Source organism: Tetragenococcus solitarius NBRC 100494 (assembly GCF_001544195.1).
Classification (GTDB): domain Bacteria; phylum Bacillota; class Bacilli; order Lactobacillales; family Enterococcaceae; genus Tetragenococcus; species Tetragenococcus solitarius.
Genome location: NZ_BCPY01000036.1, coordinates 1 through 25,824, shown reverse-complemented (window position 1 = coordinate 25,824; position 25,824 = coordinate 1). Strand labels below are relative to the sequence as shown.

Below are 25,824 nucleotides of genomic sequence, written 5' to 3'. Positions count from 1 at the left end.
AAAATCAAAGAACTCCAAAATGGAGTTCTCAGACTGTAGACAAATTGGTTGAATCTCCTTAACTTTAAGGAAGAAACAGCCGATTTGTCTTTTTTTGATGAAAATAAGCAAAAAAAAATAAAGGCGTAGTGCCTTTAGCGATCCATGTGGCTAATTTTTTAAGATTCATTGCAGCAAACGTAAGCATCGTATGAACGGTGACTTTTTCTAACGAACGATATTTCGTCCACCGCAAACCATGCTTTTCTTTCGCGTCTGCAAAGACGCGTTCAATTGTTTCTTTTCGTCGTTGATAAATGGTTTTATTCGTCTTCGTAAAACGCAATTCTTCTGCTATATCTAAATCCTCTTGCCAGACATGTCGTGTAATGACTTTTTGACAAGATTGACTCTGTGTACATTGGGCTAACAGGGGACATTGTTTACAAACCTCCGGAGATGATTTGTACTCTCGGTAACCTTCACGTGTAATAGTTGAAAAAGTCAGGATTTGATCGGCTGGGCATAAATAACAATCATAGTATTCATCATAAACAAAATCTTTTTTACGAAAGAAGGCTTTCTTTCCTCGAGGCCGAGTGTAGGGAAGAACAGGACGTAGCTGTTTTTCGACTAAATAATGAGCAATTGCAGGGGTTTTATAGCCTGCGTCTGCCGCAACCACTTTCGCTTTTGGAAAAGTCCTTCGTACTTTGTCCAATAAGGAAGTCGCTACCTGGCTATCATGGATATTTCCTGGTGTCACCTTACATTCTAAAACGAAACCGTGGTCTTCACACACCGTATGAGCAGCGTAAGCAAATTGTTTTTCACGTTCACTCTTTACATAATAACCACTCTCCGGATCTGTTCGACTGATTTTCTTTTCTTTGACCTCTTCTTCACCGTCCCAAGTAAAAGGCTTTTTTCCCGCTTGGATTCGTTGATCATTGATTTCTTTTTCTAATTCTTTTTGATAGGACTTCGCCTCGGTACGCGTTAACTCTTTATTAAATCGATGTTTATTCGCATTTGCCTTCACATGAGTGGAATCCATATATAAGTTGTCTTCCGTAATGAATCCTGCTTTAACGGCTTGTTCAAGAATATGAGAAAAAAGATCTTCAAATAATGTGGTTTCTCGAAAACGTCGAGCATAATTTTTACCAAAGGTAGAAAAGTGAGGCACTTTTTCCGTAAAATCAAATCCTAAGAACCAACGATAAGCCATATTGGTATCTACTTCTTTGATCGTTTGGCGCATCGAACGAATGCCAAAAAGATACTGGAGTAAAACGAACTTAACCAAAATCACAGGATCAATACTTGGGCGACCCAGAGAAGAATAAGTGGGTTCAACAATGGGATAAATAAACGCAAAAGAAATCGCTTGGTCAATTTGACGTACAAGATGGTCGCTAGGCACTAAATCATCAACAGTAATCATTGCCACTTGGTGGCGTCCAGTAAGGGGGTGTTTCGTCATCAATGTATTTCAACTCCTTGAATTCGCTTACAACACTATTATACAAAAAAAGACTGTAGCTTGCATCCAAAATACGGACTTTGTCTACAGTCTGAGAACTCCAAAATGGAGTTCTTTTTTTTATAAAAAAAGATGTGCAGAAAATTAGACAAATCCATGGAAACAAGAGAAAATAGAATAAAAGAAGGTGAGAAAATGTCTGAACAAACAAAAAAAGAACTAAAAAAACAACTTTCTCCAATTGCTTATGAAGTGACACAGGAAAATGCAACGGAACGTCCTTTTTCAGGCAAGTACGATGATTTTTATGAAAAGGGAATTTATGTTGATGTGGTAAGTGGAGAGCCGCTTTTTGCTTCGTCCAAAAAATATGATGCCGGTTGTGGTTGGCCATCATTTTCCCAACCAATTCCTGGTTCAAGCTTACAAGAAAAAGCTGACTTTTCTTTGGCGTTACCAAGGACTGAAGTAAGAAGTAAGCAAGCAAATTCTCATCTAGGGCATGTTTTTAATGATGGGCCGCAAGAAGAAGGCGGGTTACGTTATTGTATCAATTCGGCTGCGTTGTCATTTATCCCTTTGGCTGATATGCATGAAAAAGGGTATGGCGATTATGTAAAATATGTAGAATAAAAAAGTCCTGGAAAAGATTATTTTTAAATCCGCTTTAATTAAAGCGGATTTTTTACTTTATTATGTTTTGTGTTATAATAAGGGAACATACGTGCAGAAAGGAAAAGTTATGTACGAATATATCATTGGTAAATTAACAGAGATTCATCCAGCCTATATCGTGGTAGAAAACAACGGAATTGGTTATCGGATTGCTGCAGGAAATCCCTATCAGTATAGTAGCCAAGTAAATCAAAAAGTGAAGATTTTTGTTCATCAGGTGATTCGTGAAGATGCGCATACTTTATATGGGTTTAATACGTTAGAAGAAAAAAATTTATTTTTACGTTTGATTAGTGTCTCAGGTATCGGTCCTAAAAGTGGCTTAGCAATAATGGCAAATGAAGATCATGAAGGACTTATTACTGCAATTGAATCTTCAAATATCACTTTTTTAACAAAATTTCCTGGTGTTGGGAAAAAGACTGCGCAACAGTTAATTTTAGATTTACAAGGTAAATTAGGCGAACTACCAGCAGAAAACCAGACAGCTGTTCAAGCATCAGCGGATAATCCAGCTTTGGAAGAATCAATGGAAGCTTTGCAAGCTTTAGGTTATACTGATAAGGAAATTAAGAAAGTTTATAAAGTATTAACACAAGAAGAAGCAATGACGACAGATGAATATCTAAGAATGGCATTAAAAGTGATGATGAAAAAATAGGGAACTACTTGCTATTTGAAAGAAAGGAGGAGCGATATGACAGAACGTTTGAGCTCGCCAAATGCCAATCAAGAAGAAGAAATTTACGAAAAAACTTTGCGCCCACAATTGTTAGCACAATACATCGGCCAAGATAAAGTAAAAGAAGAGCTTTCTATCTATATTCAGGCTGCCAAAAACAGAGAAGAAGCACTTGATCACGTGCTGTTATACGGTCCCCCCGGTCTAGGAAAAACAACGATGGCAATGGTCATTGCTAATGAGATGCAAGTTCATATTCGTACTACAAGTGGACCTTCTATTGAAAAGCCAGGAGATTTAATTGCAACACTGAATGAATTAGAACCAGGTGATGTGTTATTTATTGATGAAATTCATCGTCTGCCACGAGTAGCCGAGGAAATGTTGTATTCCGCAATGGAAGATTTCTATGTAGATATTATGGTAGGACAAGGAACCACTAGTCATCCAGTTCATTTTCCTTTGCCTCCTTTTACTCTAATTGGTGCTACGACTCGAGCTGGAATGCTTTCTGCGCCTTTAAGGGATCGATTTGGTATTATTTCTCATATGGAATATTATGCAGAAAAGGATCTTAAAGAAATTGTTTTACGTTCTTCGTCCGTTTTCCAAACAGAAATTGTTGCGGAAGGAGCAGCTGAAATTGCGCGACGCTCTCGAGGAACACCGCGAGTAGCTAATCGGTTGTTAAAGCGAATTCGCGATTTTGCTCAAGTTCAAGCTGACGGAGTGATCGACCAAAAAATTGCAGATAAAGCGTTGTCCTTACTTCAAGTAGATAGCGAAGGGTTAGATTATGTTGACCAAAAACTAATTAAAACCATGATTGAATTATATGGCGGTGGTCCGGTAGGCCTAAATACTTTATCAGTCAATGTTGGTGAAGAGCAAGAGACCGTAGAAGATATGTATGAGCCCTTTTTGATTCAAAAAGGTTTTTTAAAGCGTACACCAAGAGGTAGAATTGCTACTGCTCGTTCTTATGAGCATTTTAATTATCCCTATCAAGATAAATTTGTATAATAAAGAAACAAAGGAGAAATTTATGCCTAAAGTTTTATTTGTCTGTTTAGGAAATATCTGTCGTTCTCCAATGGCAGAAGGGTTGATGAGACAATATAGTAAAGAAAGAGGATACATATTACAAATAGATTCTGCAGGAACTAGTAGTTGGGAAGAAGGAAATTTGCCTCACCCTGGAACCCAAGCAATCTTAAAACGTGAAGGTGTTGATTTTACTACAATGCATTCACGTCCAATAACCAAAGAAGACTTTTATTTATTTGATTGGATTATTGGTATGGATAAGCGAAATATGGCAGATTTACTTGAACTAGCACCAAATGGTATGGAAAATAAAATTTATTTGTATATGGACGCTATCGATGGTAAGCAAGGACAAGAGATTCCAGATCCATGGTATTCCGGCCAATTTGAGAAAACATATCAGATGCTTATGGAAGGTATGAAACCATGGTTAATCCGTTTTAAAGAGGAAGCTTAAAAAGGAAGAAGGGGAGATATTTATGGAAAAAAAGCCTAAAGTTTTAAATAAACTAGGGAAGTTTATCCTGTTATATTCTACTACCTTATTAGATTCCTTTTTAAGTGACGACTATGATAAGCGCGTTGAAAAGAAGGACTCAGCTTATATTTATACTAAGCTACAAGAAGCCAGTCTGCAAAATAGCTTACTGGTTTTACAATTAAAAACAGAAAAAGTAGATAAATTTGAAGTACTTGTGGGGTGGGTCACTGGAAAAAATCTAAGTAAAGATCAGATTGCAATTAAGGTAAAAGATAATCCCCAATTAATTCGCGTTGTTTCTATTGAAAATATAGACAAGATTAGTACATTATCCCCAACAGGTAAAAATGTAAAATTTGCTAGATAGCTTCAATAAAGTATTTTAATTTATTTCTTTCAATAACTTTTTATCATAAAATCTTCACACCTGTTGTCTATACTATAACTATAGTTGCCGATAAAACAAAAACAACTTTTTCACTTTTTATTAACTCCGTTTCCATTAGCCTACTCGGCTAATGGTTTTTTTATAAAAAAATCACCCGCCAACAATATATAGGCGGGTGATTTTACAATTAAGCATGCTTACGTTTCGTTGATAAATGCCAGATCAGACTAATGATAAAACCAATTAATGCTGGTAACACCCAGCCCATACCGATCGAAAACAAAGGAAAATATTGTTCTCCCAATTGAATCAATGTTTGGGCGGTACTTGTTTGACTAATGATAGCCGGTGAAGCATTTAAACCATCAATGATAGAAGCAATCAAGGTAAATAAAGTGGTTATTTGGTAAACACGAGCGTCGTTGTCAAACAAACGACCAATGATGGCTAGTATAATTAATGTCATTGCTAACGGGTATAAAAACATTAATACGGGCGTTGCTAGTTCGATGATTTTTGTTAAGCCGACATTAGCAAATAAACAAGCCAACGCGCTAACTAATATAGTAAAAAATATATATTTTCCTTTAGGAAATAAACTAGCAAAAGTTTCAGAAAATGAAGTGATCAAGCCGATTCCGGTTTTTAGACAGGCAACAATCACAATAAGCGCTAATATAATACTGCCATAAGTACCTAAATAATACTGGGAGATTTGTGCTAAAGCAACACCGCCATTTTCGCTTAAAGGAAATTTCCCTAAGCTCATGGTTCCCATATAAGACAAAAGGCTGTAGATAACCCCCATTAAGATAACGCTTATAGTACCGGATTTTATAGTATCGGCCGCAATTGTTGAGGGTTCTTTGATTCCGCGGTTTTTAATGGCTTCTATAATTAAAATTCCAAATGCTAATGAGGCAAGTGCATCTAGGGTATTGTAACCTTCAATAAATCCTCCTGAAAAAGCACTACTTTGGTAATCTGCTTGAATCGGAGCATTAGCAACATCTCCTAATGGATTGGAAAAGGCTAGTATTAATAAAACAGCAAGTAAGGCTAGAAAAATCGGATTTAAAAATTTTCCAACATAATCGAGAATTTTTGAAGGTTTTCTGGAAAACCACCAGGCAGTAAAGAAAAATAAAATGCTAAAACCAGCCAACACGAACCCTTGTTGATTGCTTGGAACATGGGGCGCGATTCCAATTTCGTAAGAAGTTGTAGCCAAACGTGGTAAAGCAAAAAAAGGTCCGATAACTAAATAAAGCAAAATAGTGAAGACATAGGCGTAAGGTTTATTTACCCTTGAAGATAATTCAAATACGCCACTACTTTGTGAAAGGCCCATTGCGATAACTCCTAAAAAAGGTAAGCCAACACCAGTAGCTAGTAGTCCTAAATTAGCTGCAGTGATGTTTGCACCTGCTTCTTGGCCTAGATGGACTGGGAAAATTAAATTTCCGGCACCAAAGAATAAACCGAAAAGCATGGAACCAATGGTTAAATAATCTCTAAATAATAGCTTTTTTTTCAAATAAACCAACTTCTTTCACGTATTATAAATAACAACTTAACAAAATCGATAAAAAATAGCAATTAGAAACGAAAAAATTTTTTTAATTTTCTAAATTAGTGGTAAAAAAGAGCAACCGATAGTTTCCATCGGTTGCTCTTTTTTTACGTGCGAAGGCGTTGTAAAAATTCTTGTGTACGTTTTTCTTTTGGATGTTCAAATATTTCTTCGGCCGTACCTTGTTCAGCAATCACGCCTTGGTCCATGAAAATGACATGATCGGAAACATCTTTAGCAAAACTCATTTCATGAGTGACAATGACCATCGTTAATCCCGTCTTTGTTAGGTCCTGCATTGTTTTTAAAACTTCGCCAATCATTTCTGGATCGAGCGCAGAAGTTGGTTCGTCAAATAATAAGACATCGGGATTCATGGAAAGAGCTCGGGCGATTGCGACTCTTTGCATTTGTCCACCAGATAATTGCGCTGGTTTAGCGGAAATAAATTGGTCCATCCCCACATTTTTCAAATTTTGTATGGCAATTTTTTTAGCTTCTTCAGGCTTTCTATTTAAAACGGTTGTTTGACCGGTCATACAGTTTTCCAATACATCCATGTTGGCAAACAAATTAAATGATTGAAATACCATCCCAAGATGAGTGCGGTATTTTGGTAGGTTATATCCTTTTTCTAACACGTTTTCTCCCTTATAAAGAATCTGCCCTCCAGTAGGCTTTTCTAATAAGTTAATACACCGTAAAAAGGTAGATTTTCCTGAACCAGAAGCACCAATAATGGTAAGTACTTGTCCTTTATTAACAGTAGTTGAAATATCTTTTAGTACTTCGTTTTCGCCAAAACTTTTTTTCAAATGATTAATCTCGATAATCGCTGACATGTTAGACCTCCTATTCGTGCCCTGTGTTTGTTTCATCTAATTTGGTATATGAATTTGGTCCATCCATCTTCTTTTCCATTAGTCGCAATAAGCCGGTAGCTGATAAAGTCATCACTAGATAAATTACACCTACAATGGTAAAGGTTTGGAAGAATAATAAATTTGTTCCAGCCGCTGCAGTTCCTTGGAAGAAAAGATCTCCTACACTGATAACACTCAACACTGCGGTGTCTTTAATGTTTATGACTGTTTCATTACCAATAGCTGGTAAAATATTACGGATTGCTTGAGGTAGAATGACTTTACGCATTGTTTGACCATGCGTCATACCAATTGCTTGTGCAGCTTCAAATTGTCCTTCATCTACTGCAAAGATTCCGCCTCGTACAATCTCAGACATATAAGCCCCCGTATTAACTGATACAATTAATAAAGCAGCTAGTGTTCGGTTCATGTCGATAGAAAACAATAAAGCAAGTCCGTAAAAAATAACCATTGCTTGGACCATCATAGGAGTACCACGAAAAACTTCAATATAGATACGCAAAATCCCGTTGGCAATTTTTTGTAAACCACGCAAAATTGGACTTTCAGATTCAGGAATGGTTCTAAAAATACCAATTAACAGACCGATTATCGTTCCAGCAAGGGTAGAAATAATCGCAATGACTAAGGTTAAACCCGCACCTTTTAAGAAAAGTGTCCCATATTGAGAGATGATGTCTTTAAAGGTAGCTAACAAACCACTAGACTCTTCCTCTTCATCGGCACTATCTGAGGAAGAGGGCTGATCTTTTACTGCCTGGTCCATGATTTGTGTTCGTTCATCTTCAGAAATACCACTTAGAATATCGTTGACTCGACTTAAGTCAGGATCATCTTGACGCATCCCCACAGCCACTTGAATATCCTCAGGAGCAGTATCAAAGCCTTCTCCTTTGTCAAATTCAACCATCGTTAAATCATCATTTACGTTACTTGCTGTGGTTCCTTCTGGCCGCTCGCTAACATAGCCATCGATAATTCCGGAGGACAGCGCCACCCGCATAGCAGAGAAATCTTTTTGGGCTTGTTGTTTATCCACGCCGGGAATCTGATCGATCACAGAATAGTGGAAGGTGTTTAGCTGGGCAGTAATTTTTGCCCCTTTAAAATCATCTAGTGATTTTGCGCCAGCGTAATCACTATCTTTACGAGTAACAATGACCAAGTCTGATTCATAGTAAGGATCTGTAAAATCAATTTCTTTGCGGCGTTCTTCCGTAGGTGACATCCCAGCGACAATCGCATCAATTTTACCTGAATTTAACGCAGGAACTAAACCATCCCATTGGATAGGAACGATAACTAGGTCTTTATCCATTCCTTCCGCAATTTTTTTCGCCATTTGGACATCGTATCCACCAGCGTAAGAATTTGAGTCGCCGCTTTTAGGGACCGCCCCATTACGATCGTTGGTTTGCGTCCAGTTGAAAGGAGCATAGGCAGTTTCCATTCCCACTCTGAATTGATCGTCAGGGGTTTTTTCATCTGCAGATGCTACAGCTGCGCTAGTAAACAATACAATAAATAAAGACATTAATAATAGCCAGTAATTTTTTTTCATCTTTTCATTCTCCCTCTTTTTTTGAGTAATGAATTTTGAAAACACAAGCCACAAAGAAAAAGCAGCCGTACTCCATGATTGGAAAACGACTGCAGACATTTTGTCAACAAACTTCTCACAAAACATAGCGCACCTTAGCTTGTGCTAAGACAGTACGTAAGCTATTGACTTACGCCCCAACGATAATTTCAAGCAAGAAAAAAATCGTTTCGGCCAATTTCCCTAACCCTATTTCCACGTGTTGCTTCACTCCATAGGGGTAATGAAATTTGCGACCTCTACCTGTTCAAAGGTATCTTTTATTCAAATTTCAACTCGCTCTGATTTTAGAAGAAATTAAAGAAATTGTCAACTGAAAATCAGAGTAAGCGTTTGTGGTTCAGATCTTAAGCTGCTTTTGTTTCTTTTGGTTCACGTCCTAAAATAGCTTGGATGACTGTTAAACCGATTAAAAGTCCTACAACCAAATAGATAAGACTTGAATATTGAGTAATTCCCCAACCCCAAGTATGATAGATAAGCATTGTGACCCAAAGCACAACCGCTGAAAGAACATTCAAAAGACCGAATGCCCACAAGTTTCCGTTTTCTTTACGTATGAAATAAAAAATGGAAAAATATAGACTAAGGGCTAACCAGGCAATATTAATCAAAATAAGGCCCCAATATATAATAGCTGCTAACATGATTTTGTTCACCTCTCTTATTTTTCAATCAAAGTAATTTTACCATGTTTTGCGTAAAGTGTCACAAATTTCTAAGATAAAAAATGATATTTGTGATAAATTTCGTCTATTTTATTTCAATGGAAAAGCAAGACAAACTAAGAGACATATTGTATGATGAAAAGAAGAATTTCGTCTTAAAAATTTTTGGTAAAGAAATGACTAAATAGGAGAAAACATGAACGAACGTACGGAAAAAGAGAAAATGGTTGCAGGAGAATTGTATTTTTCGGCTGATCCAGAATTAACCGCCGACCGCAAAGCTGCTAAAAAACAACAGCTTTTAATTAATCGTGAGGATGATCCCAAGCTGCGTCAACAATTAGTAAAAGAAATATTTGGTCACGTAAAAAAGCATCTTCATGTCGAACCAACTATTCGTTTTGATTATGGATATAATATATCAGTAGGCGAGAATTTTTACGCAAATTATGATTGTGTCTTACTTGATATTTGTCCTATTACGATCGGCGATAACTGTATGTTAGCGCCAAATGTTAAGTTATATACAGCTTCCCATCCTTTACATCCGATAAAAAGAAAAAGTGGTTTAGAAGACGGAAGCCCCATTACAGTTGGCAATGATGTTTGGATTGGTGGGGGTTCTATTATCATTCCAGGAGTTACTTTAGGCAATAACGTAGTTGTAGGCGCAGGGAGTGTGGTCACTAAATCTTTTGGTGATAATGTTGTAATTGCAGGAAATCCTGCTAAAATCATTAAGAAAGTAGATTTAGCATTGGATGAACCGACTTCTTCAAAGCAACAACAAGCTGTTATTGACCATTTAGACGAACAAATCATTGAACTGATGGAAAAAAGAATAAAGGCTGAAGAATATTTTGTACAAATAAAAAAAGAGGAAAATAAGGATTTATCTGCCACGGAGGATGAAGAAAAATTATTATCTAAAATTCATAAATGGGTGACAGATCCCCTAAATGAACGAATCATTATCAAAACCATGAAAGATATGACAAAACATATAAAAGGCCGGCAAGAAAACCAAGGGGAGGAATAGTTATGGATGGACTAAAACGGCGTGAAACTTTGCTTGATATATTACAACAATCCGTATCTCCGATTAGTGCCAGTACACTTGCTCGTAAATTTGATGTTAGTCGTCAAATCATTGTAGGCGATGTCGCTCTTTTACGTGCCTCAGGCGAAGAAATCCTTGCCACGGCCAAAGGCTATAAAATGGCCCACGCTGATAAAAAATATACAGCCAAAATAGCAGTGCAACATAGTAAAGAACAAACACAAAATGAACTAGAGACCATTGTTTCTTTAGGCGGAGAAATTATCGATGTCATTATTGAACACGATCTTTATGGAGAAATTACAGGCAATTTGTATATTAAAGAGCTATCTGATGTAAAAACATTTATGAGAAATTATAAGGCTTCTAAGACTGCTCTTTTGTTACAGTTGACAGAGGGGATCCATCTTCATACGATCGCAGCTGCTGATCAAAAGACTTTGGAAACAATCAAAGAAGCCTTGGCTAAGCAAGAAATTTTATATCAGCAGTAAAAAAATAAGCAGTGAGTGTTGACATTTTTATTAAGATACGATACATTAATCACACTAATAAAAAAAGTAATATCTGTTGATGAGGAAAGTAAACTTGGATGCTTTAAAGAGAGACTCTGTTTGGTGAAAAGAGTTAAGTTATGAAAAGTTGAAAATGGCCTAGGAGGATAGTATGTCGATAAGTAGGCGTACTCGGAAGTTCTACCGTTAAAAAGAACACCGATCTTTCAATATAATGAAATGTCGGGCTGAGGGAAGGTTAAACTTCTGAACAAAAGGTGGTAACACGAACATTCGTCCTTTTACTGGTAAATACCAGTAAAAGGACTTTTTTTATTTTAATAAGGAACGAACAAAGACGTGGTAAGTAAATAGGTGATATTTTTTACAGAAAACTCTGGTAGCTGAGAAGGAGGGAAATAGCCTTTTGAAAATGGCCATCGAGTGATTTATCTTTAAGTTGATAAAACAGAGGGATGACGGAAGCAACCGATATCTTGCTAATACATCTATATAGGTGTAAAGAGAAGCTGTTTATATAGCTTAATTGAGGTGGTACCGCGCTTTAGGCGTCCTCAAGGAAACAACAAGATATTTGTTTTCTTGAGGACTTTTTTTATAAAAACTAAATAATTTTTCTAAGTGGACAAGGAGAGGATAAAAATGATTGAACTAAAAGATGTTTCAGTGACTTTTCGCCAAGGGAATCGAGAAATCCCTGCTGTAAAAAATGTTAGTCTTTCAGTGGACCAAGGAGATGTGTATGGCATTGTTGGTTATTCTGGAGCAGGTAAAAGTACCCTAGTACGAGTGATTAATTTGTTGCAACAACCTACAGAAGGCACAGTAGAGGTAAATGGCACAGATTATACGACTTTAAAACCCAAAGAATTACGAGCTAAGCGTAAGAAAATAGGAATGATCTTTCAACACTTCAATCTAATGAACAACCGTACGATTTTTGATAATGTCGCTTTTTCTTTGAGATATTCTGGAACTTCAAAAGAAGAACGCCGTCAAAAAGTGAATGAACTATTAGATTTGGTAGGACTCTCCGAAAAAATTAACGCTTATCCTAGCCAATTATCTGGGGGTCAAAAACAACGGGTTGCGATTGCAAGATCGTTAGCAAACGATCCGGAAATTTTATTGTGTGATGAAGCAACGAGTGCGTTAGATCCTAAAACAACACTACAAATTTTGGCTTTATTAAAAAAACTAAATCAACAATTAGGTTTAACGATTGTAATTATTACGCACGAAATGCAAGTGGTCAAAGAAATCTGTAATAAAGTTGCTGTCATGGAAGATGGAGAAATTATTGAACGTGGTGAGAGCATTCAAATATTTAGTAAGCCGGAACAACCATTGACCAAAGACTTTATCCGGACAGCTACACATATTGACCAAGCTTTAGATACTATTTTAGGAAGTGCTAGCTTTTCAAAATTGGAAGAAAACGAGTGGTTGGTCGAGTTGGCTTACGTAGGGGACCAAACAAGTGAGCCAATGATTGCAGAATTATATAGCCAGTTTCAAGTTACGACCAATATTTTATATGGCAATGTAGAAATTATTCAAGATACGCCTTTAGGAAGTTTGATTGTCAACTTGTCAGGGAGCTTGGAACAAAGACAAAAAGCATATGAACACCTCGTCAACGAAGGCGTATACGTCAATGTGTTAAAACAAACGGAAGGAGGAGTTTAACATGCAGGCTTTACTTGAACAATATTTACCCAATGTCATGGAAATTCCTGATGAATTTATTGAAGCAACTCAAGAAACGATTTATATGACAATTTATACTTCACTTATAGGTGGAATTTTAGGACTTTTCTTTGGTGTGTTATTAGTGGTTACTAGACCGGGCGGATTGTTAGAACAGCGAGCATTTTTTAGTGTCTTAGACAAAATTGTTAATATCGTCCGTTCGATTCCTTTCATTATTTTACTTGCTTTATTGGTTACTTTTACTCGCTTTATTGTGGGGACTTCTATTGGTGCCACTGCTGCATTGGTTCCATTGATTGTCGCAGTTATTCCTTTTTACGCTAGACAGATTGAAGTTGCTTTGTTGGAAGTAGATCCTGGGGTTATTGAAGCAGCAGAAGCAATGGGGACGAGTCCACTTGGTATTATCTTTCGAGTGTACTTACGCGAAGGGTTACCTGGGATTATCCGGGTTTCAGCGTTAACCATTATTAACGTTATTAGCCTTACAGCAATGGCAGGAGCTGTAGGAGCTGGCGGTTTAGGGAACTTAGCGGTAACTCGCGGGTATAATCGCTTCCAAACAGACGTTACTTGGATTGCAGTGATTATTATTTTACTTTTAGTTTTTATCAGTCAAGCAGTGAGCAATTGGTTAATTAGAAAAGTTAGTCATTAAAAAAGGAGAAATGTTTAATGAAAAAAAGAAAAGGATTGTTAAGTTTAGCTGTCGCAGCGCTTTTTGTCATTGCAGGTTGTGGAAATGGTCAAGACAAAACAGATGCAGCAAAAGATGCTTCTGAGGATACAACAGTTAAATTAGGTGTGATCGGTGCAGATACAGATGTTTGGGATGATGTAAAAGAACGTTTGGCAGATGAAGGAATTGATATAGAATATGTAGAATTTACTGAATACAGTCAACCAAACACAGCCTTAGAAAATGGAGATATTGACCTTAATTCTTTCCAACATCAAGACTTTTTGGACAATTATAATGAAGAACGCGGAACAGACCTTGTATCGATTGGCAACACAGTCAATGCTCCTTTGGGGATCTATTCAGAAAAAATTGAGGATATAAAAGAATTAGAAAATGGTGCAGAAATAGCAATTCCTGACGATGTGACTAATGGCGGACGAGCTTTAAAATTATTGCAAACGGCTGGTTTAATCAAAATCGATAAAGATGCTCAAAATCCAACAGTTAGCGATATTACAGCCAATCCTAAAGATTTGAAAATTACCGAGCTTGAAGCTTCACAAACGGCACGTTCGATGGAAGATGTGGATGCTTCAGTAGTTAACAGTGGTATGGCAGTAGATGCAGGACTTTCACCTAACGAAGATGCTATTTATTTAGAGCCTGTGGATGATACCTCACGTCCTTATGTAAATATTATTGCGGCTAGAAAAGAAGATGAAGACAACGAAGTGTATAAAAAAGTTGTTGATGCTTATCAAACAGAACAAACAGCAAAAGTGATTGAAGAAACATCCAATGGAGCAGATATTCCAGCTTGGGAAGAATTCGGTAGAAAATAGGAGGAGTGTATATGGCAGCAAGAAGTAAAAGAGACACAACCATTCAGACATTTGTCCGTGAACGTTTACCTCAATATAAAGAATTAGCTTTAGCCATTCATAGGCATCCAGAAACTAGTAATCACGAAGATTATTCCTCGGATGTTTTAATCGCTCAACTACAAAAAGAAGGTTTTGCAGTAAAAAAAGACGTGGCAGGACACCCGACTGGTTTTGAGGCATGTTATAAAGCAGAAAAAAAGGGGCCTATACTTGTCTTTTTAGCTGAATATGATGCTTTAGCGGGTATCGGGCATGCTTGTGGGCACAATTTGTTTGGCACGTATTCCGTTTTAGCTGCCAGCGCCTTAAAAGAGGTCATTGACAAAGTAGGTGGTGAAATTCGCGTTTATGGTACTCCTGGTGAAGAAGGTGGAGAGAATGGCTCGGCCAAAGGCAGTTTTGTGCGAGAAGGTTATTTTAAAGATGTTGATGCTGCTCTTTGCGTTCATCCAGGCTACCGTTATACTAAGACTTCTCATGGACTTGCTTGTGACCCAGTAGATGTCAAATTTTATGGTGTTGCTTCTCATGCAGCAGGAGCTCCAGAAAAAGGGGTTAGTGCTTTAGAATCATTAATTCAAACTTTTAATGGTGTCAATAGTTTACGTTTGTATTTACCTAAAGATGTTAATATCCATGGGATTATTACTGAAGGCGGAACTGCTGCAAATGTTATTCCAGAATACGCGTCAGGTCGATTTTACTTGCGGGCTAAAAACCGTCCTACTTTGAATGATGTTTATGATAAAGTGGAAAATGTCATCAAAGGGGCAGCTATTGCTGTAGGGACGACTTATGAGTTCGGTCGTTTTCAAAATGCGGTGGATGATGTCATTATAACGCCTTCTTTTGATGAAGTATTTTATCAGCACGCGCAAGAAGCAGGAGTACCTAAAGAAGAATGTGATTTTACAGCCAAAGAAACTTTCGGATCTTCTGACGTAGGAAATGTCAGCCAAGTGGTTCCAACGATTCAGCCTAATGTATCTATTGCAGATGATTATATTGTAAATCACTCGGAAGAATTTAAACAAGCAGCATGTAGCGAAAAAGGACTAAATTCCATTGAGGTTGCAGCTGAATTATTGGCAAAAACTGCTTTAGACTTAATAGAAGATCCCAAGCTATTAAAGCAAATTAAAGAAGATCATCGAGTTAGTTTAGCGAAGGGAAATTGATGCATTCCTTTTTTGACACCTTAACATTAGCAGTAAATAAAGACTAGCTAGAAACAGGAAGTTAGGGTGATACTTGAACAAGCGAAATGGCAAAGAATTGAAATTTTGAGTAAACAAAACAAACTGTGACATAAGTGAAAACAAGACAAAAATATCCGAACTATAGTTACTGAAATTTGCTAATCATTGTGGTTTTGCGACGAGTAACCGCAGGAGCAATGTTTTTCGTGCGACGAGTAACCGCAGGAGCAATTTTCTATAGTTCGGATATTTTATAATTCAAAGAACTTATGTCACAGTTCCTTTTTTTATTCTATTACCAATACGCCTTCGTTTAGGGTAAATGGACTTTCTTTGTTAATGTGATCGTAAAAAAGCACTCCGTTTAAATGATCAAGTTCATGCTGCACCACAATAGCTGGATAATTTTTCAAGCGAATTTTTTTCTTTTCTCCTTCTGCGTTATAATAACGCAAAGTAATTCGTGCCTGACGCACGACATAACCAGGAACGTCGCGATCAACAGATAAACAACCTTCCCCTTCGCCTATGCAAGCTTCTTGGACAGAGTGGCTCAAAATTTTTGGATTATATAAAACATCTTTAAATTCAGGCTCCTTACTGTCAGGGTCTAAGCTGGGAACTAAAACAGCAGTAATTCGTTTTGAAACATCCACTTGTGGAGCTGCCAAACCAACACCACCGCGTAGTTGCAGCTCTTCTGCTTTTTGTGGGTCCTGACTATTTTCTAAAAATTCCATCAGTTCATTTCCTAGATTTTTTTCTTCTTCACTTAAAGGGAAAGTGACTTCTTTGGCCACTTTTCGCAAAGTAGGACGTCCCTCACGAATAATATCATCCATTGTGATCATTGATGACCAATCTCCTCTCAACTATAACTTCATATGTAGTTTTTTCCAAAATACAGTGTAACACAAAAAAATAATAGAGGGGCGAAAAAAGTTTTGATAAAAAATTAGTTAACATTCAACCATAAACAACTCATTTTATGAAAATTTGGAAGAAAAAATTTATGAAAGAAGATCTATTTCTTGCAATATAATGTTAGCAGAGTATAATGACATATTGTCATGTGACAGCGTGTCATAGTTGGATATAAAAAGGAGGACAGCGTAATGCCAAGCGAAACATTTTTTAATCTTCCTGAGAAAAAACAAAAACGAATTTTAGAAGCAGCTAAAAAGGAGTTCTCGCAAAGCGCTCTAAAGGATGCATCCATTGCTAATATTGTCAAAGATGCTGAGATTTCAAGGGGAAGCTTTTATCAGTACTTTGATGATATTGAAGATTTGTATTTGTATTACTTTCATTCATTAGGTAAAGATAATCATGAGCAGTTTCTTTTGAGCTTGAAACAACATCGCGGAGATTTATTTGTCACTTTTCATGATTTTTTCTCTCATTGGATTTTAGAAATATTTAAGGGAGAAAATGTTCTGTTTTATAAAAATTTATTTACTAGCATGGACTACCGTGGTTTACATAAAGTCATCCTTTTTGGGGATAAAAAAATGCAAGAAAAGCTTTACCAAAAAACTCGATCTGACCATAGAAAAATAAAAAGCGATCAAAAAGAAATGTTAGATGTAGTAGATCGTTCTTTAATTAATGTAAAAAACGATCAAGAGTTACAATTGCTTTTTCAATTATTAATGCATATTGCGTTTTCAACAATCGCTGACGGCTATAGACGCCATTTTGAAAATGGGAGATACGATATTGTACAAATCAGTAAAGAATTTGATTTAAAGCTAAATTGGCTGAAAAAAGGAGCTCGAAAATTAAAGAACGAGGAGAATGATCAATGATAAAAGTAGTAAAAAAGATGTCTTTTACCTCCGCTTTAGTTGCGGTCGGTTTTATGATATTCCAAGTAATTGCTGATTTGTATTTACCAAGTATGACCTCAAATATTATTGATAACGGTGTTGCAAGAGGAGACATTGATTATATATGGCATATTGGCGGAGTTATGATGGTGATTTCAGTCATCAGTATTATTGCCGCTTTTGGTAATGCCTTTTTTGCCACTAGAGAGTCCCAAAGATTGGGAAAAAAATTACGAAGCGATATTTATAAAAAAGCTGAAAATTTATCTATTGATAAATTCGGTAACTATGGTGCTGCTTCTTTGATTACTCGAACAACAAACGATGTGAACCAAATCCAAAGGGTTATGCAAATGTTTTTGCGATTGATGATTCAAGCACCTATTATGCTTCTTGGAGCGAGCTTTTTGGCTTATCAAAAAGATGCGCAGTTAACTAAGGTCTTTTTTGTCGTTATTCCTCTAGTGATTATCGCTGTAGGCGGTATTATGTATTTTGCTGTACCTTTATTTCGAAGCATGCAAAAAAAGACGGACCGCATTAATTTGGTTTTTCGAGAAGAATTAACGGGCGTTCGAGTAATACGAGCTTTTAACAAAGAAAGCTACGAAACAGAGCGCTTTGACCAGGCAAACCGTGATTTTACTCATACAGCGATTAAAGTCAATACGATTGTTGCGTTGATGATGCCTTTGATGACGCTTATTATGAGTGGAACAAATATTGGTATTACTTGGTTTGGCGGTCAATATATCGCTGATATGCAGCTACAGGTAGGAAATATGATTGCTTTTATTACTTACGCAATGCAAATTCTTATCAGTTTTATGTTACTTTCTATGATTTTTGTTATGGTCCCGCGAGCACAAGCTTCGGCAGACCGGATTAATGAAGTTTTAGAAGAAACCGATGATATTAAAGATATTAACCAACCAGAAGCAATTTCGCTAAGCAAAGCAGATGCTACTTTAGAATTTGACCATGTTAATTTTCGTTATGCTGATGCGGATAATTTAGCCCTAGAAGATGTTAATTTTAAAGCGAAGGCTGGGCAGACAGTAGCTATTATCGGCGGTACAGGTGCTGGTAAGACGACGTTTGTTAATTTAATTCCGCGTTTACATGACACTTCTTCAGGCGCCATTCGTTTAAATGGTCATAAGATTCAAAATATCAAACAGTATGATTTAAGAGAGCTGATTGGCTTTGTTCCACAAACAGCCGTTTTGTTCAGAGGAACCATTAGAGAAAATATGCGTTATGGAAACCAAAAAGTGACAGAACAGCAAATTTGGCAAGCACTTAAAATCGCCCAAGCAGATGATTTTGTTTCTCAAATGGCCGATGGATTAGACAGTTATGTTGAACAAGGTGGCGGTAATTTTTCCGGCGGACAAAGACAGCGTTTGGCGATTGCGCGTGCGTTGATTAAACAAGCAGATGTCTATGTATTTGATGACTCATTTTCTGCTTTAGACTTTAAAACAGATGCGAACTTACGACAAGCGCTACAAGAAGAAATGACAGAAGCGATCACAGTTATTGTTGCTCAGCGCGTGAGCACGATTATGGATGCTGATCTCATCCTTGTATTAGAAGCAGGCAAAGTCGTTGGTAAGGGAACACATAAAGAATTACTAGCAAATAACAAAACCTACCAAGAAATTGCCTATTCTCAATTGAGAGAGGAGGATCTAACTTGAGTAAAAAATCAAATGATAAAACAGAGCAAACGGCCACTTCTTTAAGAAGACGCAAACCAAAAAACTTTTGGAAGACCGTTCGACGCCTTATTCGGTACTTATCTACTCGTTTGTTTGCTATTATTTTAGTTTTCGTATTAGCTATTGGTGCTGTGGTTTTTCAAATCCAAACACCTAAAGTTTTAGGGCAGGCAACGACGGAAATCTTTAATGGGGTGATGGCTGGAGTCAAACAAATGAAAGCTGGCGCAGATATTAGCCGGTTTCCTATTGATTTTGACGAAGTAGGTCGTATTTTACTGATTGTTATTGCAATGTATTTAATTTCAGCAGTATTTAATTTTTTGCAGCAATTTATCATGACCCGAGTCTCTCAACGTTCAGTCTATCAAATGCGTAGAGACTTAGATGAAAAAATGGATCGCTTGCCTATTTCTTATTTTGACACGCATAGTAACGGTGATATCTTGTCCAGGGCAGTTAACGACATGGATAATGTAGCAGGGATGTTGCAGCAAAATCTCACTCAGTTTGTGACAAGTATTGTGACATTTGTAGGTGTTTTAGTGATGATGCTGACAATTAGTTGGCAACTAACGCTCATTGCTTTAGTTACAGTACCATTAAGCTTAATTGTCGTGACAATTATTGCTCCTAAATCTCAACGCTTTTTTGCTGAGCAACAAAAACGTTTGGGACTTTTAAATGATCAAGTAGAAGAAACTTATGGCGGACATACAGTGGTTAAAACATTTAATCATGAGGAAATAGATCAGGAAGTTTTTGAAAAAGAAAATCAGCAATTGTATGAAGCAGGCTGGAAAGCGCAATTTGTTTCTGCAATTATCGTACCGTTGATGGATTTTATCAAGAACTTGGATTACGTTTTCGTAGCGATTGTTGGAGGAATTAAGGTGGCTAATGGGAACATGCCTTTAGGGAATGTACAAGCTTTCTTACAATATACGAATCAATTTTCTCAACCTATTCGACAATTATCTAATCTGGTGAACACTATACAAGTGACAATTGCTTCAGCGGAACGAATATTTGAAATTTTGGACGAAGAAGAAATGCAAGATATCCCTTCAGAATTACCTATCGAAGAAAATACTCCTTATAAAGTTCGGTTTGAAGATGTGAAGTTTGGTTATGATAGCAAACAGCAGCTATTTACCGATTTTAATTTAGACGCTAAACCAGCAGAAACCGTCGCAATTGTAGGACCTACTGGAGCTGGAAAGACTACATTAATCAACTTGTTAGAACGCTTCTATGATGTTTCAGGGGGAAGCATCCGTTACGACGGTGTGGATATTCGAGATATGCCGAAGGCTCAACTACGCGATAATTTGTCGATGGTTCTACAAGACACCTGGTTATTTAGTGGAAGTATCTATGAAAACATTCGCTATGGTAATGATCAAGCCTCTGAAAGCCAGGTAAGAAAAGCCGCCCAAGCTGCTCATGTAGATGATTTTGTCCATCAGCTGCCAGAAGGCTATAATACGATATTAAATGAAGATGCTAGTAATATTTCGCAAGGACAGAAGCAATTGATCACTATTGCCAGAGCCTTTTTAGCAGACCCGCAAGTTCTGATTTTAGATGAAGCTACTTCGAGCGTGGATACACGCACAGAAACTTTGATTCAAAAAGCAATGAATCGCCTTTTGGAAAATCGTACTAGTTTTGTTGTTGCTCATCGACTATCTACCATCCAAGGAGCGGATAATATTGTGGTTATGAATCATGGATCGATTGTTGAAACGGGAACTCACGATCAGCTGATGGCAAAAAATGGGTTTTATGCCGATTTGTACAATAGTCAATTTTCTTCTGGAGAATTAGCTTCATAAAGTAGTGGAAAAAATTCGGATGGAAATTTCTTGGTGATTGCCGACCGTTCGAATTTTTTCTATGCTTTATCCATGCTATAATGAAAGTAGAAAATTTTGGAGGAAAAAATATGACTCTACGCGTAGAAAATTTAACGGGCGGTTATAATCAAATTCCAGTGTTAAAAAATTTGAACTTTACTATCAATGACGGAGAATTAGTTGCTTTGATCGGTTTAAATGGTGCTGGAAAGAGCACGACAATCAAAGAAATTATTGGCCTATTACAGCCGCAACAAGGTCGCATTGAATTAGATGGTCTTTCTATGAATAAAGACCCAGAAAGTTATCGAGGGAAAATTGGTTATATTCCAGAGACCCCGCTTTTGTATGAAGAGTTAACTTTAAAAGAACACTTAGAAGTGACGGCGATGGCCTATAATATTGACCAAAAAGAGGCTCAAAGGCGTGCTGAACCATTATTAAAAACATTTCGCTTAGATCAGCGCTTGGAATGGTTTCCTGCCAATTTTTCTAAAGGGATGAAGCAAAAAGTGATGATTTTGTGTGCCTTTTTGGTGGAACCAAGCCTTTATATTATTGATGAACCTTTTTTAGGATTAGACCCTTTGGCGATTCATTCCTTACTAGAATTAATGCAAAGATGGAAAGAACAGGGTTCATCCATTTTGATGTCGACACATGTTTTAGCAACTGCTGAAAGATACTGCGATCGCTTTATTATGCTTCATGATGGACAAATCCAAGCGCAAGGCACATTAGAAGAATTACGTCAGGAATTTAATATGACACAAGCTTCTTTAGATGATCTCTATCTGGCGTTGACAAAGGAGGCTTAAGAATGAAAGCTTTCTTCCAAACACGTTTGAAACAACACCAAAAGCGCATGATGCGTTATATGAAATATGTTTTCAATGATCATTTTGTACTAGTAATGACTTTTTTATTGGGTGGTATCGGTTTTTATTATTCTAATTGGCTAAAGACAGTGACACCAGGTTATACGTGGGGAAAATTTTTTGTTTTAATTATTTGGGTAGCTGCCTTGCATATCGGGCGTTTTGTTAGTTTAGCTCAACCAGCCGATCAAATCTTTTTGTTACCTAAAGAAAAGCAGATGCGCTCTTATTTATCAGCTGCTTTTAACTACAGTTGTATTTTTCCATTTTTTATCTTATTTTTTATTACAGCATTTACAATGCCTCTAGTAGTGGTATCTACTGGAAACTCTTTTGCAACATTCTTTTTTTATTTACTTAGTTTATGGGGGCTTAAGATTAGCCATCTAGAAATTGAACGTATGAGTATTTTTCAAGATATGAAAAAAGCTAGGCAAAATGCCTACTTTTTATGGGTCATTTTTACACTGATTATTTTAGGCATCAGTATCTGGTTTCAACCTATTTTGGGTACTATTATTGCTGCTATGCAGAGTGTTTTATTTTATAAATTATGTTGGCAGTCGATGAATGTATCTTTAGATTGGCAAGCGATGATTGAAAAAGAGCAAGACCGTTTGCATCGCATCTATCAATTTATTAATTTATTCACAGATGTTCCCGAAATTTCTACAAAAATTAAACGCCGTAAATCCTTTGATTTCTTATTGGGCCGCATCTCTTTTTCTCAAGCTAATACTTACTTGTATTTATACGCACGCCGTATGTTGCGCGGAAGTGAGTACAGTGGTTTATATTTACGCTTAGTTGTTTTAGGCGGCTTGTTTCTTTATTTCGTTGGGGAACGTTGGTTTGCTCTTGGCATTGGTATGTTATTTATTTACTTAATCGGCTTTCAACTACTTCCTTTGTATCAGCAATTTCAATATGTTCCTCTAACGAAGTTATATCCTATTAAAGGTCGGCAAAAACTTAGCGCTATGCAAAAATTAATCGGAGTGCTTTTATTGTTTTGTGCTTTGGTTTTTGCCGTGGTAACTATGTTTGCTTTAAATCAATGGAGCGATCGTTTTATTGTTGTAGGGGGATATTTATTAATGGTTCTTTTCTTTGTATGGGGCTACTTGCCTTATCGAATCAAAAAATTGAATGATTAAATGAGATTTTTTACCTAAGAAAATCGAACATACATGTGCTTGACGAGATGAAAACAGCAGGCTAAAATAAGAATTACTGCGATAAAGGAGGTAAGCTTTGATGAATATGCGTATGGATAATGACTGGCAGCTGCGTCCCATTAAAGGCGATACAGGAAAAGCGTATATTGGCCTAAAAGAACAAGACAAGATATTTATCAAACGTAATACCACACCAATGCTTGCTGCTTTATCAAAAGAAGGAATTACACCTAAGTTAATCTGGACCAAACGGACTGGAGACGGCGATACTCTTTCGGCTCAAGAATGGTTGGAAGGTCAGTTATTGGATCCCGAAGAAATTGGTCAAAGAAATGATGTTATTGATGTATTGTATCATCTACATCATTCGCGTTCTTTAAAAGATATGTTGAAAAAAATGGGCGGTATTGTAAAACCCCCTCAAAAAATGTTAGAAGAGTACGAAGAAACGTTACCTGACACCTTAGAAAAAAATCAGTTTTTAACCTTAGTCGCCCAATACCTCAAAAAAAACATTCCACCTTTTAAAGCTTCGGAAAAAAGTGTTGTTCATGGCGATGTGAATTATCGAAACTGGATTGTCTGTCAAAATTATTTGTACTTGGTGGATTGGGATTCAATCATGTTTGCTGATCCAGCAGTAGATATCGGGATGATTTTGGGAAATTATCTTCCCATTTCTAGTTGGAGCCAGTGGCTAATGAGTTACGGTCTTCAAAGTACAGATGAGAATATTGAAAAAGTTTATTGGTATGCGTTATTAAGTATGTTACAAGAAATAAAAAAGTGTTACCTCCAAGGTGACTTAAAAAAAATGAACGAAGAAATTTTACAATTAAAACGAATATATACAGGTTAAAAAAAGGTGGGGCTGTCTGAAATGACAACAACCACCTTTTTTAGAAGGAGTTTATATGCGAGTTAGAAAACGACCAGGCGCAAAAGAAATGATTGTAAATCACCCTCAATTTGTGGTTGCTGAACCTAAAAATTGGAAAGGGCGTTGGCATGAGCGCTTTGCTAATGAGAACCCTTTACATATTGAAATTGGTATGGGAAAAGGGCAATTTATTACAGAGATGGCAAAAGCACATCCAGAAATTAACTATATTGGAATTGATATGCAGCTGAGTGTGGTATCTTTTGCCTTAGATAAGCTAAAAGCAGCAGAACTTTCTAATCTACAATTGCTATATGTAGATGGCTCTGATTTAACAGAATATTTTGCAGAAAGTGAAGTTGATCTAATTTATCTGAATTTTTCTGACCCTTGGCCAAAAACAAGACATGAAAAACGTCGCCTTACATCCCGAAAGTTTCTAGCCGTTGATGAAAAAATCTTAAAGCCAGCTGGTGAAATTCATTTTAAAACGGATAATCAAGGTTTATTTGAGTATTCATTAGCCAGCTTCTCACAATATGGTATGACAATTAAGCAAGTGTGGCTGGACTTGCATGCTAGTGAATTTGAGGGAAATGTTATGACTGAATATGAAGAGAAATTTTCTAAAAAAGGACAGCCTATTTACCGTGTAGAAGTAAAATTTCCTGATAAAAGACAAATAGATGAATGCTAAAAGTATAAGAAAATTGCCACTATCTTTTTGTAAAGAGGTGGTTTTTGTTTTTAAGTGCTTAGAAAAACATTTGGAAAAGTTTGCAAATAAAATAATAAAAACTTCCTTCATTGACTGAATAAAAGTAAAAGCATTTGGGCTAAGGCTTTTTTGGACTAATGTTAGATTGTTCATAAAAGTTGACATTCTAAGATTGGCATCTTATGCTTTTTATAAGAACAAAAATTGAAGGAGAGATTAAATGAGTTTAACAGATACGTATACTTTATCAAATGGGGTAAAGATTCCTGTAGTAGGCTTTGGGACTTGGCAAACACCGGATGGAGAGGTCGCTGAATCGGCTGTTTTAGCAGCTTTAAAAGCGGGTTATCGTCACATTGATACAGCAGCGATTTATGGCAATGAAGAGTCTGTTGGTCGAGGCATTGCTAAAAGTGGCGTTCCTCGTGAAGAACTGTTTGTCACTACTAAATTATGGAATGCAAATCATTCTTATGAACTGGCAAAAAAGGCAATTGATGAATCACTAGAAAGACTCGGATTAGATTATATTGATTTGTACCTCATTCATTGGCCTAATCCAAGTGAATTTAAAGACCATTGGCAAGAAGCAAATGCAGATACTTGGCGCGCAATGGAAGAAGCTGTAGATGCGGGAAAAATTCCTTCGTTAGGTGTATCTAATTTTCTAAGTCATCACCTGGATGCTTTATTAAAAACAGCCAGAATTAAACCTGTGGCCAACCAAATTTTCTTAAATCCAAGTGATCAACAAGAAGAACTAGTTGCCTATAATAAAGAACATGACATTTTGAGTGAGGCTTACAGTCCATTAGGTACAGGAAAAATTTTTGATGTGCCTGAGCTAAACGTATTAGCGAAAGTGTATAATAAAACAATTGCCCAAGTCGTTTTACGCTGGAGCTTACAACATGGCTTTTTGCCGTTACCTAAATCAGTGCATGAAGAACGCATTATCGAAAATGCTCAAATCTTTGACTTTGAATTAAGCGATAAAGACATGCAAGCAATTGATGGGCTGAAAGGAACGGCTGGTGTTGGACCAGACCCTGATAATAAAAATTGATTCAAATCCCTCTGTTACCATTTAGTAGCAGAGGGATTTCTTTAAAAAAATCTATTTATTATTAACTTACTGCAGACCATTCATCGATACTTTTATTATTTTTGTCTTTTAAAACAAGCCAGCTGTTGGTTCCACCGTAATAAAGAAATAAACCTACTTCATTTACGCTTTTT

25 protein-coding genes, 1 riboswitch and 2 other annotated features are annotated in these 25,824 nt (G+C 36.7%); of the genes, 19 read left to right on the top strand and 6 right to left on the bottom strand.

From position 1 onward, the window contains the following. Nucleotides 1-64 precede the first annotated feature (64 nt). Nucleotides 65-1,468, bottom strand: a complete 1,404-nt coding sequence (locus tag TS1_RS09745; RefSeq protein ID WP_068710246.1) for an IS1182 family transposase — start codon at nucleotides 1,466-1,468, stop codon at nucleotides 65-67. A 192-nt stretch (nucleotides 1,469-1,660) separates the two neighbouring features. On the opposite strand from TS1_RS09745, the gene msrB reads away from it, so the two are divergent. The 5 genes from msrB (at nucleotide 1,661) to TS1_RS09720 (ending at nucleotide 4,717) form a co-directional block, all read left to right on the top strand. Further along, on the top strand, nucleotides 1,661-2,098 hold the full coding sequence (gene msrB / locus TS1_RS09740) for a peptide-methionine (R)-S-oxide reductase MsrB (protein WP_068710244.1): 438 nt from the start codon (nucleotides 1,661-1,663) through the stop codon (nucleotides 2,096-2,098). A gap of 109 nt (nucleotides 2,099-2,207) precedes the next feature. After that, nucleotides 2,208-2,801, top strand: coding sequence for a Holliday junction branch migration protein RuvA (gene ruvA / locus TS1_RS09735; protein WP_068710243.1), 594 nt, complete (start codon nucleotides 2,208-2,210; stop codon nucleotides 2,799-2,801). 36 nt (nucleotides 2,802-2,837) lie between these two features. Next, a complete protein-coding gene (ruvB, locus tag TS1_RS09730; protein WP_068710242.1) occupies nucleotides 2,838-3,845 on the top strand; it encodes a Holliday junction branch migration DNA helicase RuvB in 1,008 nt (335 codons plus the stop codon). 22 nt (nucleotides 3,846-3,867) lie between these two features. Continuing rightward, the gene (locus TS1_RS09725) at nucleotides 3,868-4,326 is read left to right on the top strand and encodes a low molecular weight protein-tyrosine-phosphatase (protein ID WP_068710241.1); all 459 of its coding nucleotides are present in this window, start codon (nucleotides 3,868-3,870) and stop codon (nucleotides 4,324-4,326) included. 22 nt (nucleotides 4,327-4,348) lie between these two features. Further along, nucleotides 4,349-4,717 carry a hypothetical protein gene (locus tag TS1_RS09720; RefSeq protein WP_068710239.1) on the top strand — a complete coding sequence of 123 codons (369 nt, stop codon included), beginning with the start codon at nucleotides 4,349-4,351 and terminating at the stop codon, nucleotides 4,715-4,717. Nucleotides 4,718-4,925: 208 nt separating this feature from the next. Here the strand turns inward: TS1_RS09720 and brnQ are convergent, their stop codons facing one another. From brnQ to TS1_RS09700, 4 genes are all read right to left on the bottom strand, one after another. After that, entirely contained in the window at nucleotides 4,926-6,275 is a 1,350-nt protein-coding gene (brnQ, locus tag TS1_RS09715) for a branched-chain amino acid transport system II carrier protein (RefSeq protein WP_068710234.1), read from the bottom strand. A gap of 143 nt (nucleotides 6,276-6,418) precedes the next feature. After that, on the bottom strand, nucleotides 6,419-7,153 hold the full coding sequence (locus tag TS1_RS09710; protein WP_068710233.1) for an amino acid ABC transporter ATP-binding protein: 735 nt from the start codon (nucleotides 7,151-7,153) through the stop codon (nucleotides 6,419-6,421). A gap of 10 nt (nucleotides 7,154-7,163) precedes the next feature. Continuing rightward, nucleotides 7,164-8,759, bottom strand: coding sequence for an ABC transporter permease subunit (locus TS1_RS09705; RefSeq protein ID WP_068710231.1), 1,596 nt, complete (start codon nucleotides 8,757-8,759; stop codon nucleotides 7,164-7,166). Nucleotides 8,760-8,876: 117 nt separating this feature from the next. After that, nucleotides 8,877-9,048, bottom strand: a riboswitch (Lysine riboswitch). A 97-nt stretch (nucleotides 9,049-9,145) separates the two neighbouring features. Continuing rightward, entirely contained in the window at nucleotides 9,146-9,445 is a 300-nt protein-coding gene (locus tag TS1_RS09700) for a hypothetical protein (RefSeq protein WP_068710230.1), read from the bottom strand. Between the two features lie 217 nt (nucleotides 9,446-9,662). On the opposite strand from TS1_RS09700, the gene TS1_RS09695 reads away from it, so the two are divergent. From TS1_RS09695 to TS1_RS09670, 6 genes are all read left to right on the top strand, one after another. Next, nucleotides 9,663-10,505, top strand: a complete 843-nt coding sequence (locus TS1_RS09695; RefSeq protein WP_068710227.1) for a maltose acetyltransferase domain-containing protein — start codon at nucleotides 9,663-9,665, stop codon at nucleotides 10,503-10,505. A gap of 2 nt (nucleotides 10,506-10,507) precedes the next feature. Next, entirely contained in the window at nucleotides 10,508-11,020 is a 513-nt protein-coding gene (locus tag TS1_RS09690; protein ID WP_068710223.1) for a transcription repressor NadR, read from the top strand. A gap of 67 nt (nucleotides 11,021-11,087) precedes the next feature. Beyond that, nucleotides 11,088-11,325 (top strand) — a binding site (T-box leader). Between the two features lie 41 nt (nucleotides 11,326-11,366). Beyond that, nucleotides 11,367-11,600, top strand: a binding site (T-box leader). An 83-nt stretch (nucleotides 11,601-11,683) separates the two neighbouring features. Continuing rightward, nucleotides 11,684-12,730: a methionine ABC transporter ATP-binding protein gene (locus TS1_RS09685; protein ID WP_068710221.1), complete on the top strand. Its 1,047-nt coding sequence runs from the start codon at nucleotides 11,684-11,686 to the stop codon at nucleotides 12,728-12,730. Nucleotide 12,731: 1 nt separating this feature from the next. Beyond that, a complete protein-coding gene (locus TS1_RS09680; RefSeq protein ID WP_068710216.1) occupies nucleotides 12,732-13,412 on the top strand; it encodes a methionine ABC transporter permease in 681 nt (226 codons plus the stop codon). Nucleotides 13,413-13,429: 17 nt separating this feature from the next. Next, nucleotides 13,430-14,278 (top strand): MetQ/NlpA family ABC transporter substrate-binding protein, encoded by an 849-nt coding sequence (locus TS1_RS09675; RefSeq protein WP_068710214.1) that lies wholly within the window; start codon nucleotides 13,430-13,432, stop codon nucleotides 14,276-14,278. Between the two features lie 11 nt (nucleotides 14,279-14,289). Beyond that, nucleotides 14,290-15,498, top strand: a complete 1,209-nt coding sequence (locus TS1_RS09670; RefSeq protein WP_068710212.1) for a M20 family metallopeptidase — start codon at nucleotides 14,290-14,292, stop codon at nucleotides 15,496-15,498. A gap of 308 nt (nucleotides 15,499-15,806) precedes the next feature. Here the strand turns inward: TS1_RS09670 and def are convergent, their stop codons facing one another. Then, on the bottom strand, nucleotides 15,807-16,370 hold the full coding sequence (gene def, locus TS1_RS09665) for a peptide deformylase (protein ID WP_068710210.1): 564 nt from the start codon (nucleotides 16,368-16,370) through the stop codon (nucleotides 15,807-15,809). 264 nt (nucleotides 16,371-16,634) lie between these two features. On the opposite strand from def, the gene TS1_RS09660 reads away from it, so the two are divergent. The 8 genes from TS1_RS09660 (at nucleotide 16,635) to TS1_RS09625 (ending at nucleotide 25,651) form a co-directional block, all read left to right on the top strand. Beyond that, nucleotides 16,635-17,327, top strand: a complete 693-nt coding sequence (locus TS1_RS09660) for a TetR family transcriptional regulator (protein WP_068710208.1) — start codon at nucleotides 16,635-16,637, stop codon at nucleotides 17,325-17,327. Then, entirely contained in the window at nucleotides 17,324-19,051 is a 1,728-nt protein-coding gene (locus tag TS1_RS09655) for an ABC transporter ATP-binding protein (RefSeq protein WP_068710205.1), read from the top strand. Before TS1_RS09660 ends, TS1_RS09655 begins: the two co-directional genes overlap by 4 nt. Next, complete coding sequence (locus tag TS1_RS09650) at nucleotides 19,048-20,910, top strand: ABC transporter ATP-binding protein (RefSeq protein ID WP_068710201.1); 1,863 nt, start codon at nucleotides 19,048-19,050, stop codon at nucleotides 20,908-20,910. Before TS1_RS09655 ends, TS1_RS09650 begins: the two co-directional genes overlap by 4 nt. Before the next feature lie 110 nt (nucleotides 20,911-21,020). Next, the gene (locus TS1_RS09645) at nucleotides 21,021-21,749 is read left to right on the top strand and encodes an ABC transporter ATP-binding protein (protein WP_068710199.1); all 729 of its coding nucleotides are present in this window, start codon (nucleotides 21,021-21,023) and stop codon (nucleotides 21,747-21,749) included. A gap of 2 nt (nucleotides 21,750-21,751) precedes the next feature. Next, the gene (locus TS1_RS09640) at nucleotides 21,752-22,966 is read left to right on the top strand and encodes an ABC transporter permease (protein ID WP_068710197.1); all 1,215 of its coding nucleotides are present in this window, start codon (nucleotides 21,752-21,754) and stop codon (nucleotides 22,964-22,966) included. Between the two features lie 100 nt (nucleotides 22,967-23,066). Beyond that, nucleotides 23,067-23,846, top strand: coding sequence for a phosphotransferase family protein (locus TS1_RS09635; protein WP_068710195.1), 780 nt, complete (start codon nucleotides 23,067-23,069; stop codon nucleotides 23,844-23,846). A 55-nt stretch (nucleotides 23,847-23,901) separates the two neighbouring features. Continuing rightward, a complete protein-coding gene (gene trmB / locus TS1_RS09630) occupies nucleotides 23,902-24,564 on the top strand; it encodes a tRNA (guanosine(46)-N7)-methyltransferase TrmB (protein WP_068710194.1) in 663 nt (220 codons plus the stop codon). Nucleotides 24,565-24,805: 241 nt separating this feature from the next. After that, the gene (locus TS1_RS09625; RefSeq protein WP_068710192.1) at nucleotides 24,806-25,651 is read left to right on the top strand and encodes an aldo/keto reductase; all 846 of its coding nucleotides are present in this window, start codon (nucleotides 24,806-24,808) and stop codon (nucleotides 25,649-25,651) included. Nucleotides 25,652-25,824: the final 173 nt, after the last annotated feature.

What these genes read in the sequence shown, in the direction of transcription:
- msrB (WP_068710244.1), top strand. Translation starts at nt 1,661, where the DNA reads ATGTCTGAACAAACAAAAAAAGAACTAAAAAAACAACTTTCTCCAATT.
- ruvA (WP_068710243.1), top strand. Translation starts at nt 2,208, where the DNA reads ATGTACGAATATATCATTGGTAAATTAACAGAGATTCATCCAGCCTAT.
- ruvB (WP_068710242.1), top strand. Translation starts at nt 2,838, where the DNA reads ATGACAGAACGTTTGAGCTCGCCAAATGCCAATCAAGAAGAAGAAATT.
- TS1_RS09725 (WP_068710241.1), top strand. Translation starts at nt 3,868, where the DNA reads ATGCCTAAAGTTTTATTTGTCTGTTTAGGAAATATCTGTCGTTCTCCA.
- TS1_RS09720 (WP_068710239.1), top strand. Translation starts at nt 4,349, where the DNA reads ATGGAAAAAAAGCCTAAAGTTTTAAATAAACTAGGGAAGTTTATCCTG.
- TS1_RS09710 (WP_068710233.1), bottom strand. Translation starts at nt 7,153, where the DNA reads ATGTCAGCGATTATCGAGATTAATCATTTGAAAAAAAGTTTTGGCGAA.
- TS1_RS09705 (WP_068710231.1), bottom strand. Translation starts at nt 8,759, where the DNA reads ATGAAAAAAAATTACTGGCTATTATTAATGTCTTTATTTATTGTATTG.
- TS1_RS09700 (WP_068710230.1), bottom strand. Translation starts at nt 9,445, where the DNA reads ATGTTAGCAGCTATTATATATTGGGGCCTTATTTTGATTAATATTGCC.
- TS1_RS09695 (WP_068710227.1), top strand. Translation starts at nt 9,663, where the DNA reads ATGAACGAACGTACGGAAAAAGAGAAAATGGTTGCAGGAGAATTGTAT.
- TS1_RS09690 (WP_068710223.1), top strand. Translation starts at nt 10,508, where the DNA reads ATGGATGGACTAAAACGGCGTGAAACTTTGCTTGATATATTACAACAA.
- TS1_RS09685 (WP_068710221.1), top strand. Translation starts at nt 11,684, where the DNA reads ATGATTGAACTAAAAGATGTTTCAGTGACTTTTCGCCAAGGGAATCGA.
- TS1_RS09680 (WP_068710216.1), top strand. Translation starts at nt 12,732, where the DNA reads ATGCAGGCTTTACTTGAACAATATTTACCCAATGTCATGGAAATTCCT.
- TS1_RS09675 (WP_068710214.1), top strand. Translation starts at nt 13,430, where the DNA reads ATGAAAAAAAGAAAAGGATTGTTAAGTTTAGCTGTCGCAGCGCTTTTT.
- TS1_RS09670 (WP_068710212.1), top strand. Translation starts at nt 14,290, where the DNA reads ATGGCAGCAAGAAGTAAAAGAGACACAACCATTCAGACATTTGTCCGT.
- def (WP_068710210.1), bottom strand. Translation starts at nt 16,370, where the DNA reads ATGATCACAATGGATGATATTATTCGTGAGGGACGTCCTACTTTGCGA.
- TS1_RS09660 (WP_068710208.1), top strand. Translation starts at nt 16,635, where the DNA reads ATGCCAAGCGAAACATTTTTTAATCTTCCTGAGAAAAAACAAAAACGA.
- TS1_RS09655 (WP_068710205.1), top strand. Translation starts at nt 17,324, where the DNA reads ATGATAAAAGTAGTAAAAAAGATGTCTTTTACCTCCGCTTTAGTTGCG.
- TS1_RS09645 (WP_068710199.1), top strand. Translation starts at nt 21,021, where the DNA reads ATGACTCTACGCGTAGAAAATTTAACGGGCGGTTATAATCAAATTCCA.
- TS1_RS09640 (WP_068710197.1), top strand. Translation starts at nt 21,752, where the DNA reads ATGAAAGCTTTCTTCCAAACACGTTTGAAACAACACCAAAAGCGCATG.
- TS1_RS09635 (WP_068710195.1), top strand. Translation starts at nt 23,067, where the DNA reads ATGAATATGCGTATGGATAATGACTGGCAGCTGCGTCCCATTAAAGGC.
- trmB (WP_068710194.1), top strand. Translation starts at nt 23,902, where the DNA reads ATGCGAGTTAGAAAACGACCAGGCGCAAAAGAAATGATTGTAAATCAC.
- TS1_RS09625 (WP_068710192.1), top strand. Translation starts at nt 24,806, where the DNA reads ATGAGTTTAACAGATACGTATACTTTATCAAATGGGGTAAAGATTCCT.